At 62.4% G+C, this 17,402-nt stretch carries 20 protein-coding genes; 8 read left to right on the top strand and 12 right to left on the bottom strand.

The window, feature by feature from the left end; translation table 11 throughout:
• Nucleotides 1–5: 5 nt before the first annotated feature.
• The 6 genes from GH663_RS17415 to GH663_RS17390 are packed head-to-tail and all read right to left on the bottom strand — an operon-like array spanning nt 6 to nt 4,962.
• The gene (locus GH663_RS17415; RefSeq protein WP_153132933.1) at nt 6–1,382 is read right to left on the bottom strand and encodes a phosphomannomutase/phosphoglucomutase; all 1,377 of its coding nucleotides are present in this window, start codon (nt 1,380–1,382) and stop codon (nt 6–8) included.
• 10 nt (nt 1,383–1,392) lie between these two features.
• On the bottom strand, nt 1,393–2,361 hold the full coding sequence (locus GH663_RS17410; RefSeq protein WP_153132932.1) for a YheT family hydrolase: 969 nt from the start codon (nt 2,359–2,361) through the stop codon (nt 1,393–1,395).
• Entirely contained in the window at nt 2,358–2,789 is a 432-nt protein-coding gene (locus GH663_RS17405) for a YybH family protein (RefSeq protein WP_066883967.1), read from the bottom strand. The genes GH663_RS17410 and GH663_RS17405 overlap by 4 nt, the downstream gene beginning before the upstream one ends.
• Nucleotides 2,786–3,799, bottom strand: a complete 1,014-nt coding sequence (gene waaF / locus GH663_RS17400) for a lipopolysaccharide heptosyltransferase II (RefSeq protein WP_153132931.1) — start codon at nt 3,797–3,799, stop codon at nt 2,786–2,788. Before waaF ends, GH663_RS17405 begins: the two co-directional genes overlap by 4 nt.
• Nucleotides 3,800–3,835: 36 nt before the next feature.
• Nucleotides 3,836–4,024, bottom strand: a complete 189-nt coding sequence (locus tag GH663_RS17395; RefSeq protein WP_153132930.1) for a zinc-finger domain-containing protein — start codon at nt 4,022–4,024, stop codon at nt 3,836–3,838.
• 17 nt (nt 4,025–4,041) lie between these two features.
• Nucleotides 4,042–4,962 carry a branched-chain amino acid transaminase gene (locus GH663_RS17390; RefSeq protein WP_153132929.1) on the bottom strand — a complete coding sequence of 307 codons (921 nt, stop codon included), beginning with the start codon at nt 4,960–4,962 and terminating at the stop codon, nt 4,042–4,044.
• Nucleotides 4,963–5,051: 89 nt separating this feature from the next.
• Here GH663_RS17390 and GH663_RS17385 point away from each other — a divergent pair, with 89 nt between their 5' ends.
• The 3 genes from GH663_RS17385 to mnmA are packed head-to-tail and all read left to right on the top strand — an operon-like array spanning nt 5,052 to nt 7,142.
• The gene (locus GH663_RS17385) at nt 5,052–5,498 is read left to right on the top strand and encodes an NUDIX hydrolase (RefSeq protein WP_066883974.1); all 447 of its coding nucleotides are present in this window, start codon (nt 5,052–5,054) and stop codon (nt 5,496–5,498) included.
• Nucleotides 5,498–6,052, top strand: a complete 555-nt coding sequence (locus GH663_RS17380; RefSeq protein ID WP_153132928.1) for a hypothetical protein — start codon at nt 5,498–5,500, stop codon at nt 6,050–6,052. Before GH663_RS17385 ends, GH663_RS17380 begins: the two co-directional genes overlap by 1 nt.
• Nucleotides 6,045–7,142, top strand: a complete 1,098-nt coding sequence (gene mnmA, locus GH663_RS17375; protein WP_153132927.1) for a tRNA 2-thiouridine(34) synthase MnmA — start codon at nt 6,045–6,047, stop codon at nt 7,140–7,142. The genes GH663_RS17380 and mnmA overlap by 8 nt, the downstream gene beginning before the upstream one ends.
• A gap of 51 nt (nt 7,143–7,193) precedes the next feature.
• On the opposite strand, the gene GH663_RS17370 is transcribed toward mnmA, so the two are convergent.
• The 3 genes from GH663_RS17370 to GH663_RS17360 form a co-directional block, all read right to left on the bottom strand.
• Complete coding sequence (locus tag GH663_RS17370) at nt 7,194–9,194, bottom strand: methyl-accepting chemotaxis protein (protein ID WP_153132926.1); 2,001 nt, start codon at nt 9,192–9,194, stop codon at nt 7,194–7,196.
• A gap of 167 nt (nt 9,195–9,361) precedes the next feature.
• Nucleotides 9,362–9,970 (bottom strand): HD-GYP domain-containing protein, encoded by a 609-nt coding sequence (locus GH663_RS17365; protein ID WP_153132925.1) that lies wholly within the window; start codon nt 9,968–9,970, stop codon nt 9,362–9,364.
• Between the two features lie 149 nt (nt 9,971–10,119).
• Nucleotides 10,120–10,728 carry a glutathione S-transferase gene (locus GH663_RS17360; RefSeq protein ID WP_153132924.1) on the bottom strand — a complete coding sequence of 203 codons (609 nt, stop codon included), beginning with the start codon at nt 10,726–10,728 and terminating at the stop codon, nt 10,120–10,122.
• Nucleotides 10,729–10,823: 95 nt separating this feature from the next.
• On the opposite strand from GH663_RS17360, the gene purB reads away from it, so the two are divergent.
• From purB to GH663_RS17335, 5 genes are all read left to right on the top strand, one after another.
• Entirely contained in the window at nt 10,824–12,191 is a 1,368-nt protein-coding gene (purB, locus tag GH663_RS17355; protein ID WP_153132923.1) for an adenylosuccinate lyase, read from the top strand.
• Entirely contained in the window at nt 12,192–12,467 is a 276-nt protein-coding gene (locus GH663_RS17350) for a zinc ribbon domain-containing protein (RefSeq protein WP_066883987.1), read from the top strand.
• Nucleotides 12,467–12,784, top strand: a complete 318-nt coding sequence (locus GH663_RS17345; RefSeq protein WP_153132922.1) for a DUF2322 family protein — start codon at nt 12,467–12,469, stop codon at nt 12,782–12,784. The genes GH663_RS17350 and GH663_RS17345 overlap by 1 nt, the downstream gene beginning before the upstream one ends.
• 122 nt (nt 12,785–12,906) lie before the next feature.
• Entirely contained in the window at nt 12,907–13,362 is a 456-nt protein-coding gene (locus tag GH663_RS17340; RefSeq protein WP_066883991.1) for a c-type cytochrome, read from the top strand.
• A 72-nt stretch (nt 13,363–13,434) separates the two neighbouring features.
• Nucleotides 13,435–14,124: a cytochrome b/b6 domain-containing protein gene (locus GH663_RS17335; protein ID WP_153132921.1), complete on the top strand. Its 690-nt coding sequence runs from the start codon at nt 13,435–13,437 to the stop codon at nt 14,122–14,124.
• A gap of 70 nt (nt 14,125–14,194) precedes the next feature.
• On the opposite strand, the gene secF is transcribed toward GH663_RS17335, so the two are convergent.
• Genes secF through yajC form a run of 3 tightly spaced genes read right to left on the bottom strand, consistent with a single transcriptional unit; the run spans nt 14,195 to nt 17,401 of the window.
• The gene (secF, locus tag GH663_RS17330; RefSeq protein ID WP_153132920.1) at nt 14,195–15,139 is read right to left on the bottom strand and encodes a protein translocase subunit SecF; all 945 of its coding nucleotides are present in this window, start codon (nt 15,137–15,139) and stop codon (nt 14,195–14,197) included.
• Nucleotides 15,140–15,150: 11 nt separating this feature from the next.
• Nucleotides 15,151–17,028, bottom strand: a complete 1,878-nt coding sequence (gene secD, locus GH663_RS17325; protein ID WP_153132919.1) for a protein translocase subunit SecD — start codon at nt 17,026–17,028, stop codon at nt 15,151–15,153.
• Nucleotides 17,029–17,077: 49 nt separating this feature from the next.
• A complete protein-coding gene (gene yajC / locus GH663_RS17320; protein WP_066883999.1) occupies nt 17,078–17,401 on the bottom strand; it encodes a preprotein translocase subunit YajC in 324 nt (107 codons plus the stop codon).
• Nucleotide 17,402: the final 1 nt, after the last annotated feature.

Genomic DNA, 17,402 nt, shown 5'->3' with positions numbered 1-17,402 from the left:
ACTCCTTAAAACGGTAATTGAATGCCCGGCCAGGCGGCGGTGATGGCCTGCCGGAAAGCGGCCTGGATGCGCGCCAGCGCCGCGTCGTTGTCGGCTTCGAAACGCAGCACGACGACCGGCGTGGTGTTGGACGGGCGGGCCAGGCCGAAACCATCGGCGTATTCTACGCGGAGGCCGTCGATGGTGATCATTTCCTCGGCCCCGTCGAACTTGCCTTCGGCCTTTAGCTTGTCGATCAGCGCGAAGGGTTCGCCTTCGGCCATCTTGATGTTGAGTTCCGGGGTGGACGGCGAATTGGGCAGGTTTTTCAGCAGCGGATTGGCATCGGCGGCGCGAGCCAGGATTTCGAGCAGGCGGGCGCCGGTGTACAGGCCGTCGTCGAAGCCGTACCAGCGTTCCTTGAAGAAGGTGTGGCCGGACATCTCGCCGGCCAACGGGGCGCCGGTTTCCTTCAGCTTGGCCTTGACCAGCGCGTGGCCGGTGTTCCACATCAGCGGCACGCCGCCGTGTTGGCGGATCCACGGGGCGAGCAGGCGGGTGCATTTGACGTCGTAAATGATCTGGCCGCCGGGGACGCGCGACAGCACATCGGCCGCGAAGAGCATCAACTGGCGGTCCGGGTAGATGATTTCGCCGTCCTTGGTGACGACGCCGAGGCGGTCGCCGTCGCCGTCGAAGGCGATGCCGATTTCGGCGTCGGTTTCACGCAGGGCGCGGATGACGTCGGCCAGGTTTTCCGGCTTCGACGGGTCGGGGTGGTGGTTCGGGAAATTGCCGTCGACTTCGCAGAACAGCGGCACGATCTCGCAACCGAGGCGCTTGAACAGTTCAGGGGCAATCGCACCGGCGACGCCGTTGCCGCAATCCATGACGATTTTCATCGGCCGCGCCAGCTTGACGTCGCCGACGATCTTGTCGATATAGGCGGCGCCGACGTCGGCGCTGCGGCGCTTGCCCTGGCCGTGCTTGAGGTCGCCGGATTCGGCGCGCCGCTTCAGGTTCTGGATGGCGTCGAGGGCCAGTGTCGTGCCGCCGATGACCATTTTCAGGCCGTTGTAGTCGGGTGGGTTATGGCTGCCGGTGACCGAGACGCAGGAGTTGCAGCCCAGTTCGTAGGCGGCAAAATAGGTGACCGGGGTCGGCACGCAACCGACGTCGATGGCGTCCACGCCGGCGGCGCAGATGCCGTCCATCAGCGCACCGGCCAGTTCGGGGCCGGACAGGCGACCGTCGCGGCCGACAGCAATGGCGCTCTGGCCTTGTTCGGCGGCCAGCGAGCCGAGGGCGTGGCCGATCCGGCGGACGACGTCGGCGGTCAGCGATTTGTTGACGATGCCGCGAATGTCGTAGGCCTTGAAGATTTCAGCGGGGAGTTGGATCATGATTTTTGGGCTATGACGTTTGGGAAATGAAGAAGTGTAAGAGTCTTTGCGGCAACCAGTCCAGATTTCCCGGGAAGGCGCCGCTGACAAAGCCGACATGGCCGCCGCCGGCTGGCTGTTCAAGGCGGACGAAAGGGCTGACCTCGGCCGCACTCGGTAGATGATGGGCCGGCAAAAACGGGTCGTTTTTCGGGTTGACCGCAAGGGTCGGCACGGCAATCGATTTCAGCCAGGGTTTGGCCGAGGCGCGCCGCCAGTAGTCGTCGGCGCCGGCAAAGCCGTGCACCGGCGCGGTGACGGCATCGTCGAACTGGTGCAGGTTGATCGCCTGCTGCATCCGGGCTTCGTCGAACAGTCCCGGGAACTGGCGCAGGCGTGCGGCCGAGACGGCTTTCAGTGTTTTCAGGAAGTGCCGGGTATAGACGCGATTGAAGCCGCTCGCCAAATGGTGGCCGCAGGCGGCAAGATCGAGCGGAGCGCACAGCGCGACGACACCAGTGACCACCTCGGCCGCCGCCTGGCCTTGTTCGCCGGCCCATTTGAGCAGCGCATTGCCGCCCAGCGAGACTCCGGCGGCATGCAGCTTCTGGCCGTGATTGGCGGCCTGCAGGCGGCGCAGGATCCAGTCGATTTCGGGCGAATCGCCGGAATGGTAGGCCCGCGGTCGCCGGTTCAGTTCGCCGGAGCAGCCACGAAAATGCGGCATGACGAAGCGCCAGCCAATCTTCCTGCAGGCGCGCGCGGTCGAGATGGCGTAATGGCTGCCGGCACTGCCTTCGAGGCCGTGGAAGAGAACCAGCAGGGGCGCCTCGGGCGGGCCGTCGAGATGATCGACGTCGATGAAGTCGCCGTCCGGTGTCGTCCAGCGCTCACGGCGCAGCGGCAGCGGCCGGGGCTTGATGAGCAGCGGCCAGATGGTCTGGGCATGGCCGCCGGGCAGCCAGGATGGGGCGCGGTAAGGTTTGCCGGCAGCGCTCAATGCAGGGTGTGCGGCACGGCTTCGGCCATCGCCTGATGATTGTCGTCGGCGGCCGAGGCGTGGCGACTGACCAGGCGCCAGCCGTGGGCACCGCGGACATAAATATGGGTGACATGCAGCGGGCCGTGCGGGCTGGGGTCGTCGCCGACGTAGAGCACCTCGGTCAGGTGATGCACGGCCATTACGGCGCCTTGCCAGTGGGTGACGACTTCCGGCTGGACACGGATCTTGGCGTTGGCAAAGATGCTGCGCCAGCTTTCGCGGATTGGCACCAGGCCGAGCAGGCGAATGCCGGTTGGATGAACGCAGAGCGTTTCCTCATCCTCGGCCCAGAGCAGCATCAGCAGGTCGGCATCGCCTTTGGCGATGGCTTCGTAGAAGGCGCGTTCGGCGTCCTCCGGTGCAGCGTAATTGGCGGACTGGCTCATTGGGCGATCCGTTTCATGCAGGCGGTAAAAACCAGTTGCGGTGACAGTTTATTCAGGCAGTCGAGGTGGCCAAGCGGACATTCGCGCTTGAAGCACGGGCTGCACGCCAGTTGTAGGCTGAGAATGTCGGCCTGGGCGGAGAGCGGCGGCGTGAAGCCGGGCGACGACGAGCCGTACAGCGTGACCAGCGGCCGGTCGAGAGCGGCCGCAACGTGCATCAGTCCGGAGTCGTTGCAGACCACCAGGTCGGCCAGGGCCAACAGGTCGACGGCCTGGCCGAGCGTGGTCGCGCCGCACAGGTTGCGGCAGCGGCCGGGTGCCAGTTGCGCGATTTCTTCGGCGACGGCGTGATCCTTCGGCGAACCGAACAGCCAGATGGCACAGCCCTGTTCGGCCAGCAGTTCGGCGAGCACGGCAAAGTGGGCGGCCGGCCAGCGCTTGGCTGGGCCATATTCGGCGCCCGGGCAGAAGGCGACGATGCGGGCTGGGCGTTCAAGGCCGAGTTCGCTCAGCGTCTGTTGCTGCTCGCTGGCGGTCGACCGGATTTTCGGGTAGGAAATCGGGCGCGGCAGCGGTGCGTCGGGCGCTTCGGCCAATTGTGCGAAGCGTTCGACCATCAGCGGCAGGGCCGCCTTGTCCAGCCTGTGGCGGCGATTGATCAGGCCGTAGCGCGACTCGCCGGTGAAACCGATGCGCAGCGGAATGCCGGCCAGGAACGGGACCAGTGCCGATTTCAGCGAGTTGGGCAGGACGTACACCGCGTCGTAGTCACGGGCGGCCAGGTTGCGGGCGAGGCGCCAGCGTGGCTTTAGCGAGAGCTGACCGTGGCCGAACGGGCTATCGACGACGTCGCTGATTTCATCCATCCGGTGCAAGACCGGCGCGACCCAGCGCGGCGCTAGGGCGTCGAGCTGCAAACCGGGATATTTGGCTTGCAGCCGCGCGAACAGCGGTTGCGCCATGATGGTGTCGCCAATCCAGGAAGGGGCGACGATTAGAGCCTTCTTCATGCGAAAGCGGCGGGCTTTCGGCCCGCCGCCCGGATCTTAGTGATGGCCCTTGGGCGCTTCGCCCGTGAACACGTACTTGGTGCTGCAGTACGGGCAGGTCACTTCGCCGGTTTTCAGCACGTCGAGGAAGACGCGCGGATGCTGGCTCCAAAGCGGCGCGTTCGGCGTCGGGCAGTGCAGCGGCAGGTCGTGGGCGGTGACTTCAACGGTCAGCTTGTCGGACATCTATTTTTCTCCCTGGATCAGACGGTGGCCAGCCAGTCGGCGTGGGCAGCAGAGCGGCCATAGACCACGTCGAAGTACTTTTCCTGCAGCGCCTTGGTGATCGGGCCGCGGCTGCCGGCACCGATCTGGCGGTTGTCGAGTTCGCGGATCGGCGTCACTTCGGCGGCGGTACCGGTGAAGAAGGCTTCGTCGGCGCAATAGACTTCGTCGCGGGTGATGCGCTTCTCGACGACCTTGATGCCCAGTTCGCCAGCCAGCTGGATCACCGTGGCGCGGGTGATGCCTTCGAGGCAGGCGGTCAGGTCCGGCGTGTAAAGCGTGCCGTTGCGCACGATGAAGATGTTCTCGCCGGCGCCTTCGCAGACATAGCCTTCCGGATCGAGCAGCAGGGCTTCATCGTAGCCGTCACCCGTAGCCTCGTTGTTGGCGAGGATGGAGTTCATGTAGTTGCCGGACGCCTTGGCGCGGACCATCGTGATGTTCACGTGGTGGCGGGTGTAGGACGAAGTCTTGATGCGGATGCCGCGCTGCATGCCTTCCTCGCCCAGGTAGGCGCCCCACGGCCAGGCAGCGATGATGACGTGCACCTTGGCGCCCTTCGGCGAAACCCCCATCTTTTCCGAGCCGTAGAAGGCGAGCGGGCGCAGGTAGCCGGATTCGAGATTGTTGGCGCGGATGACTTCCTTCTGCGCTTCGTTCAGTTCTTCGGCGGTGAACGGCATCTGCATCTGGAAAATGTGGGCCGAACGGAACAGGCGCTCGGTATGTTCCTTCAGGCGGAAAATCGCCGTGCCGCGCTCGGTCTTATAGGCACGGACGCCCTCGAATACGCCCATGCCATAGTGCAGGGAGTGGGTGAGAACGTGGGTGGTGGCTTCGCGCCAGGGCACCAGCTTGCCGTCTTGCCAAATAAAGCCGTCGCGATCCGACATGGACATGTTCGATTCTCCGTGTTACGCGTGTAAAAGCCCATAATTCTAGCCGAAATCAGCAGGTAAAATATCGCTTTTGCCGATTGAGACCGAGCATGATCTGGAAACCCAATGTCACCGTTGCCGCGGTCGTTCAGCGCGACGGCAAATTCCTGCTGGTCGAGGAAGAAACCGACGCCGGCCTCGCCTTCAATCAACCGGCCGGCCATCTCGAAGAGGGCGAATCGCTGGTCGATGCCGTGGTCCGCGAGGCGCTCGAGGAAACCGCCTACAGCTTCAAGCCAACCCATCTGGTCGGGATCTATAACTGGAAACATCCGAGCAAGGATGTCACCTACTTGCGGTTCGCCTTTGGCGGCGAGTTGCGCGGCTTCGATGCCGAGCGCCAACTCGACGACGGCATCGTTGCCGCCCGCTGGCTGACGCTGGATGAAGTGAAGGCGACGCAGGCCCGGCATCGCAGTCCGCTGATCCTGCGCTGCATCGAGGACCAGATCGCCGGCAAGTCCTACCCGCTCGACCTGTTGGTGCATTACGCCTGATGGGTCGCTGGCTGCTCGTCGTGCTTGCGCTGTTGCCTGGGCTTGGCCTGGCCGACGAGCGGGTGAAGATCTGCTACGGTTACGGCTGCCTGGTGCAGGCCGATGTCCGCTATAGCGACGGGCAGCTTGGCGATGTGCGTCGCCTGCTGTTTGCTGCGGTCGACGCCGCCGAGGAGCGAAAAATGCTCGCCCTGGCCATCGGGCGCCTTTACGCCTGGGCCGGCGAGCAGTCCGACATCCGCAATGACCGGGGCGGCAATTACGCCGATGGTGGGATTCCCGGCAAAATGGATTGCATCGATCACTCGACCTCGACGACGCGCCTGCTCGGCCTGCTCGCCGAGCGCGGTTATTTGCGCTGGCACCGGGTGCGGGAGATCGAGGCGCGGAATTTTGCGTGGCTGATTCCGAGCCACTGGTCTGCGGTAATCGAAGAGAAGAAGGATGGCGAAGCGCCACGCTTCGTCGTCGATAGCTGGTTTGTTGATAATGGACAGCCGGCGGTGATCCTGCCGCTGGATGAATGGAAGAAGGGGGCTGGGCCCGATGTCTGAAAAAACTGTGGTGGTCGGCTTGTCCGGCGGTGTCGATTCCTCTGTTGCGGCCTTGCTGCTCAAGCAGCAGGGCTGGAAGGTGATCGGCCTGTTCATGAAGAACTGGGAAGACGACGATACCGAGGAATACTGTTCGTCGCGTCAGGACCTGATCGACGTGATGAGCGTTGCCGACAAGATCGGCATCGATGTCGAAGTGGTCAATTTTGCCGCCGAGTACCGCGAGCGCGTCTTTGCCGAATTCCTGCGCGAATACCAGGCCGGGCGGACGCCTAACCCCGACATCCTGTGCAACTCCGAAATCAAGTTCAAGGCTTTCCTCGACCACGCCATGCAACTCGGCGCCGACAAGATCGCCACCGGGCACTACGCCGGGGTGCGCGAGTTCAACGGCGAATACCAGTTGCTGAAGGCCGAGGACGGTACCAAGGACCAGAGTTATTTCCTCTACCGGCTGAACCAGGCGCAGTTGTCGAAGACGCTGTTTCCGCTGGCCGACCTCTACAAGCGCGACGTCCGCAAGATGGCCGAAGCGGCCGGCCTGCATGTCGCTGCTAAGAAGGACTCGACCGGTATCTGCTTTATCGGCGAGCGGCCCTTCAAGGATTTCCTGGCCCGTTACCTGCCACCGAAGAAAGGAGAAATCCGACGTCTCGACGATGGCAAGATACTCGGTGAGCATGATGGCCTGATGTTCCACACCATGGGCCAGCGCAAGGGCCTGCACATCGGCGGTCTGAAGGAAAAGGGCCAGGCCGGTGGCGGCGATCACGATGCCTGGTTCGTTGCCGGCAAGGATATGGAAAAGAACGTGCTCTACGTCGTTCAGGGGCACGACCATCCGGCGCTGCTCAAAGCCGATCTGCTGGCCGAGCAGTTGTCCTGGGTGGCCGGCCGGGCACCGCATGAACACTGGGTGTACACCGCCAAACCGCGTTATCGGACGGCCGACCAGCCTTGCGAGATCGAGCGGGTCGATGGCGAAACTTGCGCCATCAACTTTGCCGAAGCGCAGTGGGCACTGACGCCGGGCCAGTCGGTGGTGCTCTATGAAAGCCGCGTTTGCCTGGGCGGCGGGGTGATTCGCTGAAGTAAAAATGGCGGGCGCGGGGGCTTGCCCCGGCCCGCCATTGCCGACGCTTCAGGTGCGGAAGCGTTCGACGCCCTGACGCAGTTGCTGGGCCAAGGTTTGCAGTTCTTCCGCGGCGCCGGCCGTGGTTTTTGCCTCGCTGCTGTTTTTCTCGATTTTCCCAGCGATTTGCTCGATGCCGCTGGCGACGCTGTGACTGGCCGTGCTCTGTTCGCGGATGGCGTCGGTGATGCCGGCAATCGCCCGGCTGACCTCGGCGGCGCCGAGGTAAATGCGGCGGATCGACGCATTGGCGGTGCCGGCCAGTTCGACGCCACTGCCGACTTCGGCAACCCCGCGATCCATTTTGTCCACCGCATCGCGCGTCGCGTTCTGGATGGCGCTGATCAGCTGGCCAATCTGCTGGGTCGATTGCGCCGTCCGTTCGGCCAGCTTGCGCACCTCGTCGGCGACGACCGCGAAGCCGCGCCCGGCCTCGCCGGCCCGGGCCGCTTCAATGGCGGCGTTGAGGGCCAGCAGGTTGGTCTGGTCGGCAATGTCCTTGATCGTGCCGGCAATGCTGGAAATCGACTCCGAGTGTTCGCCGAGGGTTTCGACCGTGCTTGCGGTCTGGCGGACGGTATCGGCAATCTGTGTCATGGCGCCGACCGCGTTGTCGATAATGGCCGAACTTTCCTCGGCCTGGCGGACCGAGTCGCGGGCGATTTCTTCGGCGTGCCCGGCGTTTTCAGCGATCAGCGTGATGCTGCTGCTCATTTCTTCGACCGAGGCCGCCATGCAGGTGATGGCATCGCTTTGTTCCTGCGAACTATCGGCGACACCGGTCGATGCAGCCTGCAACTGACAGGTGTTGGCGGCCACCTGGTCGGCGGCGCCGCGGACGTCGCCGAGCAGGCGGGAAAGCTGCTCCTGCATGCGGGTGAAGGCACGCATCAGATGGCCGATTTCATCCGACTGGCGGGTGTCGATGCGGGCTGTGAAGTCGCCGTCGGCCACCCGGTCGGCAATCGCGATGGCCTGCTGCAAGGGGCGGGCGATCCAGCGTCGGCAGGTCCACCAGATGCTGACCACGATCAGGCTGATCAGCAGTACGGTGGCGGCGGCCAGCAGCAGGCTGGCCTGCCGGCTTTCGGCGTTGAACTCGTCGAGATAGCTGCCGGAGGCAAGTACCCAGTTCCATTCCGGGTAGTGGTTGAAGACGACGATTTTCTCGCGTGCTTCATTCTCACCGGGGTTTTGCCACCAATAGCGGATCACGCCGTTTTTGTTATCGAGCATTGTCTGAGCGAAGGCTTCGCCGCGGGCCCCACGGAGATCGAGTAGGGAGCTGCCTTCTATTTTCGGGTGCAGCGTCAGCAGGCCCTTGTCGCGGCCGGCGTCGAAGGCGTAGGGATAACCGGTTTCGCCGATTTTTACCGCCAGGACCTTCTTGCGCAGTTCGGTCAGGCCGGCGGAAAAGTCGATGCCGGTGAAAAAGGCGCCAATCACCGCGCCGTCACGATCGCGGATCGGCTGGTAATGGGTCATTACATCGCGGCCGAACATGCGGGCCTTGCCGGTGTAGGTTTCACCGCGCAACAGGTGGGCGACGGCGGGATGCTCGCGGCCGAGCGGAATGCCGCTGGCGCGCTTGCCCTGTTCATCCTGGATCGAGGTTGCCGTGCGCTCGAAATCATCCCCTTTGCGGGTCAGAACCGTGGCGTAGGCGCCGGTCAGCGTGCTGAAGCGGTCCGCCAGGGCGTGGCTGTCCCGTGAAATGACGCTGCTGCCGTGGTGCAGGATTTCCTGGGCGTCACGGCTGAAGCTCTCCGGGTAGCTGCTGGCGAATACCCGGTTCAGGCGCCGGATTTCTTCCTTCAAGGCCTGGTTGTAGGCGTCGATCATGTCGACGATCTGGCGGTTGGTGCCTTGTAGTGTTTCCAGGGCACGCGCTTCGAGCTTGTTGCCGAGGAAGCTCGATAAGCCGAAAGTGGCGATGGCGAGCAGCAATGAAATTCCGGTCGCTAGCATCAAAATCAGCTTGAATGCGATCGAGGTGTGTCGTTCCGACATGAATCCCCTCCCTTGTTATTCCCGCAACTGGCGTGCGGATTAACCGGGGATTCTCGATTGGATTACGCAATGTGCACTTGATTTAACTCAAGTGAATATCCGTTTGTCAGATATCGGGCTGGAAATCGACCCGCGCTGCTCGCCGAGTCGTTGCGACGGTCAGCCGCTCAATCCTGTGCGGCCCGCATTTCCGACTTTTCAATCACGGTGCAGAAGGCGTGGAGCAGGTCGGGGTCATGTTTGCCACCGGCTTCCCGGTTCAGGATGTCCATCACCGCCTGATGCTGGCGGGCCTTGTGGTAGGGGCGGGTGACCGCCATCGCGTCATAACTGTCGGTCAGTGAGATGATCCGCGCAAAGAGCGGAATGTCGGTACCACGGAGGCCATCCGGGTAACCCGAGCCGTCGAAATTTTCATGGTGGTGGCGGACGATGCGCGCCACTTCGGGGGATTTCTCGTCGCCGATGGCCAGGATGATGCGCTCGCCGATTACGGTGTGCTGCTTCATGCATTCCCATTCGTTTTCCTCAAACGAACTCGGTTTGCGCAATACCTGGTCCGGAATGCCGATTTTGCCAAGGTCGTGAAACTGGGCGCCTAGCGTCAGCAGTTCGAGTTCGCGCGCCGAGAGGTTGAGATGACAGCCGAGTTCGGCTGATAGCTGGACGACGCGCTCAGAGTGGGTCCGCGTGTGATGGTCGCGTTCGCCAAGGGCAACGGTAAGGGATCGGGCGATATTTTGCATCGGTACGGCGTCTGGGGTTGGGGTCAGCATCGCAGTCCTCGCTTACCGGTTTTGGGGTATTCGATATTGACCGGCCATATCGGGCTAGGTTCATTCAGCATTGCAGAGCCGGTGAAATTCTCCGGGTAAACAACAAGGGGTGCCCGCAGGCACCCCTGATTATCTGCGGCGGTCCCGACTCAGTCTTTGGGCATGGTATCGGCAAATGAAGCGCGCAGCTTCAGCTTGGCGTACAGCTTTTCCAGGTTCGGGTGGCTTTCCTGCCAGTTGATATCGGCAAAGCGGAAGCACAGATAACCGAGCGCGGTACCGACGGCGATGTCGGCCATCGAAATGTGGGTACCCATGCAGAAGGCCTTTTCACCCAGTTGTTCGGCCATGAACTCGAGGCTGCGTTGAATCTTGTCGTGCTGACGGGCGATCCAGTCGGCGCTCTGCTGCTCGGCCGGGCGCTTGGCTTCCAGGAAGGCGCTGGCAGCGGCGTCGCAGATCCCGTCGGCGAGTGCTTCCCAGCGCTTGACTTCGGTGCGCTCGCGGTTGGGGGCGGGGAACAACTTGTTGTTCGGGGTCACGTTGTCGATATATTCGACGATGACGCGCGAATCGAAGAGAGGCGTTTCGTCGTCGAGGACGAGGACGGGAATCTTGCCCAGCGGATTGAGGTTCGGCACCTTGCTGTCGGCCAGCCAGGGCGAGTCGATCACAAAGTCGTATTCAATTTTTTTTTCGGCCAGCACGATACGCACTTTGCGCGCAAACGGGCTGGTATGGGAGCCGATCAGCTTCATCGCATGCTCTCTGATTTGGGGAGTTCGATTATAGCGTATGGCGCAGGGGTTCGTCGGGCGGGTAAAATCACGGGCTTACCGAAAAGGATGTTCTTATGACTTTCAATCCCTTGACTGCCCTTTCCCCGCTCGATGGCCGTTACGCCGGCAAGGTCGATGCCCTGCGCGAGCATTTTTCCGAGTTTGGCCTGATCAAAAACCGTCTGAAGGTGGAGATCGAATGGCTGAAGGCGCTGGCCGCCGAGCCACACTTTTCGGAAATCCCGGCTTTTTCGCCGTCGACCGTCGCCGAACTGGATGCCCTGGTCGCCAACTTCGGGCCGGAACAGGCCGCCGAGGTCAAGGCCATCGAAGCCACCACCAACCACGACGTCAAGGCGCTGGAATACTGGATCAAGGACAAGACCAAGGCCAATGCCGAGGTGACCAAGGTCGGCGAATTCATCCACTTCGCCTGTACCTCCGAAGACATCAACAACCTGTCGCATGCGCTGATGTGCAAGGGGGCCCGCGAGCAGGGCATGCTGCCGATGCTCGACAAGCTGATTGAGCGCCTGCGCGAACTGGCCCACGTCAATGCCGAAGTGCCGATGATGAGCCGCACGCACGGTCAGCCGGCAACGCCGACCACGCTCGGCAAGGAAATGGCCAACGTCGCCTACCGCCTGCAGCGCGCCCGTGTCCGCATCGTCGCCGTCGAATTGCTCGGCAAGATCAATGGCGCGGTCGGCAACTACAATGCCCACCTGACCGCTTACCCGGGCTACGACTGGGAAGGCTTCGCCAAGCGTTTCGTCGAATCGCTCGGTCTGACCTTCAACCCGTACACCATCCAGATCGAGCCGCACGACGCGCTGGCCGAACTGTTCGATGCCTTCGCCCGCGCCAACAGCGTGCTGATCGACCTCGATCGCGACATCTGGGGCTACATCTCGCTCGGTTTCTTCAAGCAGAAGGTTAAGGCCGGCGAAATCGGTTCGTCGACGATGCCGCACAAGGTCAATCCGATCGACTTCGAGAATTCCGAAGGTAATCTCGGTCTGGCCAATGCCGTCCTCAAGCACCTTGCTGAAAAACTGCCGATTTCCCGTTGGCAGCGCGACCTGACCGACTCCACCGTGCTCCGCAACATGGGTGTCGGTCTCGGCTACACGCTGCTTGGCTACGACTCGCTGTTGAAGGGCCTCTCTAAGCTGGAGGTCAATGCCGACCTGATGAAGGCCGATCTTGACGCCAACTGGGAACTGCTGGCCGAGCCGATCCAGACCGTGATGCGCCGCTACGCCGTGCCGAACGCCTACGAAAAGCTCAAGGAACTGACCCGCGGCACCCGTGTTTCGCGCGAGGGCATGCAGGCTTTCGTGTCCACGCTGGAAATCCCGGAGGCCGCCAAGGCCGAGTTGCTCCAGCTGACGCCGTGGGATTACACCGGCAAGGCCGCCGAACTGGCGAAGCGCATCTAAATGCAGTGCGCCAAATGCGGGCTGGAAGTGCCGGCCGACGCCATCTATTGCCCGCATTGCACTGGCGAGCGCAAGACCACGGATCGCGATGTGATCCGTGGCGGCATTAAGGGCGGGCTGATCGGCCTACTGATTGGCCTCTTGCCGGCACTGGTGCTGCTCTATATCTACGGAGCCGAGCGCGGAATCAAGGCGATCGCCTTCATCACGCCTTTCATTACCTTTACCACCGGGCTGATCATCGGTCTGGTCAAAGCCAAACGAGATTGGAAATAATGTCTTTTGCCGAGAATCTGAAAAAACTGCCGGGCATTTCTCACCTGGCCGCCATCAACCTGCTGGATGCCGAAGGCAATGTCCTGGCCGTCATCGAAAACAAGGCCGGCAGCCAGGGTTCGCTGGCGGTGTACAACCATCTGGCGCAAACCTACGGTTCGATCAACGTAGAGGCGGCGAAGAAGGGTCTGGAAATCTTCGCCGAACATACCGAGGATGCCCGTTTGCATGCCGGCAAGCACCCGAACATCGACCGTTTGCTCGCCATCGAAGCCGGCCAGCCGACGCTGCGCGTCAAACACGTCTTCGCGGTTTGAGCCGGTCCGCTACCAATAAACGTCATATAAGCTGGTTATAATTTTTACGGAATAATTTCGACGTGTTGGTCGTTCACCACGTTGCAATGCCTTTCCTCTCAACAACAACGGAGAAAAACAGAATGAAATCGAAGCTCTTGCTCGCCCTGCTGACCGTGACCCTGGCCGGCACTGCCATCGCCCAGGTCAAGACCGAAGATGCCATCAAGTACCGCCAGTCCGGTTACGGCTTCATGGCTTGGAACATGGCGCGTATCAAGGCCAATGTCGAAGGCCAGTACAACAAGGAAGAGGTCATCAAGGCCGCCAACGCCATTCAGGCGATTGCCAACTCCGGCATGGGCGCCCTCTATCCGCAGGGTTCTGACAAGGGAACAGGCTGGGAAGCGACTCGCGTCAAGCCGGAATTTTTCACCAATAAGGAAGGCGTCACCAAGGTCGCCATGGCTTTCAACAAGGAAGCCAATGAAATGGCCAAGGTTGCCGCAACCGGCGATGCCGCCGCGGTCGGCGCCCAGTTGGGCAAGCTGGGCGGCACCTGCAAGGGCTGTCACGACGACTTCAAGGCCAAGAAGTAAGCAGAGCAAGTAACAGACAGCGACAGGCACCTGCGGGTGCCTGTTTTTTTAGCCATGAGAAAAGATTTGGACATGAACAGCAAGAAATTTCACCTGTGGGATCTGCCGACCCGCCTCTTTCACTGGCTGCTGGTCCTCTGCGTGCTGGCGGCGGTGGTCAGCGGGCAATTGGGCGGCAACCTGATCGACTGGCACGGCCGGGTCGGCCTAGTCATCGTCGGCCTGCTCGCTTTCCGGCTGGTCTGGGGCGTCGTCGGTTCGAGCTATGCCCGCTTTCGCCAGTTCCTGCCGACGCCGACCCGGGTGCGGGCTTACCTGCGCGGCGATTGGCAGGGCGAGGGCCACAACCCGCTCGGCGCACTGGCCGTTTTTGGTCTGCTCGGCCTGTTGACCGCCCAGGTCGTCAGCGGCTTGTTCAGCAACGACGACATTGCCTTTGTCGGGCCGCTGTTCGAGCTGGTTAGCAAGAACCTGAGCAATCGCCTGACCGGCATTCACCACCTGCTCTCCAACCTGCTGATCGGGCTGGTGGCGCTGCATATCGTAGCCATTGCCTTCTATGGTCACGTCAAGAAGCAGAAACTGGTCAAGCCGATGATTACCGGCTGGCAAGAGGGCGAGGGCGAGTCGGCGACCGGTGGTGGTGTCCTGCCCCTGATCGTGGCACTGGCCGTGGCGGCCGGTGCGGTCTATGGCGCCAGCGGCGCCTGGTTGCCGGAACCGCCACCACCGCCGCCGGCTGCGGAAACGCCGAGCTGGTAAGCAGCAAAGAAAAAGCCACCGGAAATCGGTGGCCTTTTTGTGTCGACCGCAGCGGTCGTCGCCCTGCGGCTTAAACGACGGCGCCGTCCTCGTTGGCACCTTCGATGACCTTCTTCGGCTTGATGAACTGTTCGCGCGAAACGCCCAGCCACATCACCAGCGGGCTGGCGACCAGCACCGAGGAGTAGATGCCGAAGCAGATGCCGATGGTCAGCGCCATGGCGAAGTAGTGCAGGGTTTCGCCACCGAAGACCAGCATCGACAGCACCATCATCTGCGTACAGCCGTGGGTGATGATCGTCCGGCTGATCGTGCTGGTGATGGCGTGGTCGAGGACTTCCGGCGTGCTCAGGCCGCGCTTGCTCTTGAAGGTTTCGCGAACGCGGTCGAAGACGACGACCGACTCGTTCACCGAGTAGCCGAGCACGGCCAGGATGGCGGCCAGGACCGACAGTGAGAATTCCCACTGGAAGAAGGCGAAGAAGCCGAGGATGATCACCACGTCGTGCAGGTTGGCGATGATGGCCGAGACCGAGAAGCGCCACTCGAAGCGGAAAGCCAGGTAGATGACGATGCCGATGATGACCAGCAGCAGCGCCATCGCCCCGTTTTCAGCCAGTTCCTTGCCGACCTGAGGTCCGACGAACTCGACACGCCGCAGTTCGGAGCCCGGCGCGTCGGCTTCGAGCGCCTTCATCACCGCTTCGCCGATCTGGTTGCTGTTCTGCTCGCTCTTCAGCGGCAGGCGAATCATGACGTCCTGCGACGAACCGAAGTTCTGCACCGCGTAGTCGCTGAAACCGGCCTTGCCCAGCGCGTTGCGCACCTTTTCAAGGTCGGCGGTCTGCTCGTAATGGGTTTCGATCAGCGTGCCGCCGGTGAACTCCACCGACAGGTGCAGGCCCTTGGTGAACAGGAAGACGACGGCGAGGACGAAGGTGACCAGCGAGATGACGTTGAACGTCAGCGCGTGGCGCATGAAGGGAATGTCTTTGTGGATGCGGAAAAATTCCATGTCCGTTCTCCTTATTTCTGACCGTTGGTCGTGGCAGCGCCGGGTTTCCAGAGCTGGCCGATGGCGACCTTGGCCAGTTTCTTCTGGCGACCGTAGATCAGGTTGATCAGGGCGCGGGAAACGACGACCGACGAGAAGATCGAGGTCAGGATGCCGAGGCAATGGACCACGGCAAAGCCGCGCACCGGGCCGGAGCCGAAGATGAGCAGCATCAGGCCGACGATCAGCGTGGTGACGTTGGAGTCGAGAATGGTCCCGAAGGCGCGTTCGTAGCCTTCCGAGATGGCGGCCTGCGGTGGCATGCCGTTACGCAGTTCTTCGCGGACCCGCTCGTTGATCAGCACGTTGGAGTCGATGGCCATGCCCAGTGCCAGCGCGATGGCGGCGATGCCGGGCAGGGTCAGCGTGGCCTGCAGCAGGGAGAGCAGGGCGATCAGGAAGAGCAGGTTGGCACCCAGGGCGAGCACCGAGACGACGCCGAAGATCTGGTAGTAGACGATCATGAACAGTGCGATCGCGGCAAAACCCCAGAGCGTCGAATGGAAGCCCTTCTGGATGTTGTCGGCGCCGAGCGACGGGCCGATGGTGCGTTCCTCGACGATATCCATCGGTGCGGCCAGCGAACCGGCACGCAGCAGCAGCGCGGTGTCATTGGCTTCGCTGGTCGTCATGCGGCCGGAAATCTGGACGCGGCCACCACCGATTTCGGTACGGATGACCGGTGCGGTGACGACTTCGCCCTTGCCCTTTTCGATGAGCAGGATGGCCATGCGCTTGTTGACGTTCTCGCGGGTCACATCCTTGAAGATGCGGGCGCCGGCCGAGTCGAGGGTCAGGTGCACGGCGGCTTCCTGGGTCTGGCTATCGAAGCCGGGCTGGGCATCGGTCAGGCGGTCGCCGGTCAGCACGACCTGCTTCTTGACCAGCAGCGGCTGGCCGCCGCGCTCGTTGTAGACCTCGGTGCCGAACGGTGCGTTGCCGGCCAGCGCCGCTTCCAGCGCGCCCGGCGAATCGTCGACCATGCGGATTTCCAGGGTCGCGGTGCGGCCGAGAATGTCCTTGGCCTTGGCCGTGTCCTGCACGCCCGGCAGCTGGACGACGATGCGGTCGGTGCCCTGCTGCTGGATCACCGGCTCGGCGACGCCAAGTTCGTTGATCCGGTTGTGCAAGGTGGTGATGTTCTGCTTGATGGCGAATTCGCCGATGCGCTTCTGCGCTTCCGGTTTCAGCGTCGCCGTCAGCTTGAATTCGCTGCCGTCGGCCTGTTCGGTCAGGAGCAGGTCGGGCTGGCTGTCGGCAATGGCGTTGCGGGCCTTGTCACGGGTTTCCTGGTCGCGGAACTTGACGACCAGGCGGTCGCCTTCCCGGTTCACCCCGGCGTGGCGCAGGTTCTTGTCGCGCAGGACGGTACGCAGGTCGGCCGAGGTCGAGTCGAGGCGCTTGGTCAGCGCACCCTTCATGTCGACCTGGAGCAGGAAGTGCACGCCGCCGCGCAGGTCGAGGCCGAGGTACATCGGCAGCGCGTGCAGCGAGGTCAGCCACTGCGGCGAAGCGGCCAGCAGGTTGAGGGCAACGACATACTGCGGGTCGGAGGCATCCGGATTGAAGGCTTTTTCCAGTACATCCTTGGCCTTCAACTGGGTGTCGGTATCCTTGAAGCGGGTCTTGACGCCATTGAAGTCGAGTTGCATGCCGTCGTGCGTGATGCCGGCGGTCTTCAGGGCTTCCTCGACGCGGCTCCGGGCTTTGTCATCGACCTTGATCGTGGCCTTGGCGCTGGAAACCTGCACGGCCGGCGATTCGCCGAAGAAATTGGGCAGGGTGTAGACGAAGCCCAGGACCAGCGCAATGGCGACGGTAATGTACTTCCAGAGAGGGTAGCGGTTCATAGCGGCTTTAAAGCTAAAAAGGCGGCCAGCGGCCGCCTTTTGGGGGTGATTACAGCGACTTCAGCGTGCCCTTGGGCAGTACCAGTCCGATGGCCGGTTTTTGCACGACGACTTCGGTGCCTTCGGCAATTTCCAGCGTCACATAGTTTTCGCCGACCTTGGCAATCTTGCCGACCAGGCCGCCGCCAGTGACGACTTCATCGCCCTTGGCCAGTGCTGCGACCAGGGCCTTGTGTTCCTTGGCCTTCTTCATTTGCGGACGAATCATCAGGAACCAGAGCACGACGAACATCAGGATCATCGGCAGGAGCTGCATCAAGCCGCCAGTCGGGTCGGCGGCGCCAGCGGTTTGGGCATGGGCAAGGCTAATCATT

This window comes from Dechloromonas hortensis, from assembly GCF_009469765.1.
In the GTDB taxonomy this organism is placed as follows: Bacteria; Pseudomonadota; Gammaproteobacteria; order Burkholderiales; family Rhodocyclaceae; genus Azonexus; species Azonexus hortensis.
This window is presented reverse-complemented; position numbering and strand designations above follow the sequence as displayed.

Excerpts from the sequence above, each read along its gene's own strand:
- GH663_RS17390 (WP_153132929.1), bottom strand. The coding sequence starts at position 4,962 with ATGTCCATGTCGGATCGCGACGGCTTTATTTGGCAAGACGGCAAGCTG.
- GH663_RS17345 (WP_153132922.1), top strand. The coding sequence starts at position 12,467 with ATGTCTTTTGCCGAGAATCTGAAAAAACTGCCGGGCATTTCTCACCTG.
- GH663_RS17350 (WP_066883987.1), top strand. The coding sequence starts at position 12,192 with ATGCAGTGCGCCAAATGCGGGCTGGAAGTGCCGGCCGACGCCATCTAT.
- secF (WP_153132920.1), bottom strand. The coding sequence starts at position 15,139 with ATGGAATTTTTCCGCATCCACAAAGACATTCCCTTCATGCGCCACGCG.
- GH663_RS17335 (WP_153132921.1), top strand. The coding sequence starts at position 13,435 with ATGAACAGCAAGAAATTTCACCTGTGGGATCTGCCGACCCGCCTCTTT.
- GH663_RS17405 (WP_066883967.1), bottom strand. The coding sequence starts at position 2,789 with ATGAGCCAGTCCGCCAATTACGCTGCACCGGAGGACGCCGAACGCGCC.
- GH663_RS17370 (WP_153132926.1), bottom strand. The coding sequence starts at position 9,194 with ATGTCGGAACGACACACCTCGATCGCATTCAAGCTGATTTTGATGCTA.
- waaF (WP_153132931.1), bottom strand. The coding sequence starts at position 3,799 with ATGAAGAAGGCTCTAATCGTCGCCCCTTCCTGGATTGGCGACACCATC.
- mnmA (WP_153132927.1), top strand. The coding sequence starts at position 6,045 with ATGTCTGAAAAAACTGTGGTGGTCGGCTTGTCCGGCGGTGTCGATTCC.
- GH663_RS17360 (WP_153132924.1), bottom strand. The coding sequence starts at position 10,728 with ATGAAGCTGATCGGCTCCCATACCAGCCCGTTTGCGCGCAAAGTGCGT.
- purB (WP_153132923.1), top strand. The coding sequence starts at position 10,824 with ATGACTTTCAATCCCTTGACTGCCCTTTCCCCGCTCGATGGCCGTTAC.
- yajC (WP_066883999.1), bottom strand. The coding sequence starts at position 17,401 with ATGATTAGCCTTGCCCATGCCCAAACCGCTGGCGCCGCCGACCCGACT.
- GH663_RS17340 (WP_066883991.1), top strand. The coding sequence starts at position 12,907 with ATGAAATCGAAGCTCTTGCTCGCCCTGCTGACCGTGACCCTGGCCGGC.
- GH663_RS17415 (WP_153132933.1), bottom strand. The coding sequence starts at position 1,382 with ATGATCCAACTCCCCGCTGAAATCTTCAAGGCCTACGACATTCGCGGC.
- GH663_RS17395 (WP_153132930.1), bottom strand. The coding sequence starts at position 4,024 with ATGTCCGACAAGCTGACCGTTGAAGTCACCGCCCACGACCTGCCGCTG.
- GH663_RS17365 (WP_153132925.1), bottom strand. The coding sequence starts at position 9,970 with ATGCTGACCCCAACCCCAGACGCCGTACCGATGCAAAATATCGCCCGA.
- GH663_RS17385 (WP_066883974.1), top strand. The coding sequence starts at position 5,052 with ATGATCTGGAAACCCAATGTCACCGTTGCCGCGGTCGTTCAGCGCGAC.
- GH663_RS17380 (WP_153132928.1), top strand. The coding sequence starts at position 5,498 with ATGGGTCGCTGGCTGCTCGTCGTGCTTGCGCTGTTGCCTGGGCTTGGC.
- secD (WP_153132919.1), bottom strand. The coding sequence starts at position 17,028 with ATGAACCGCTACCCTCTCTGGAAGTACATTACCGTCGCCATTGCGCTG.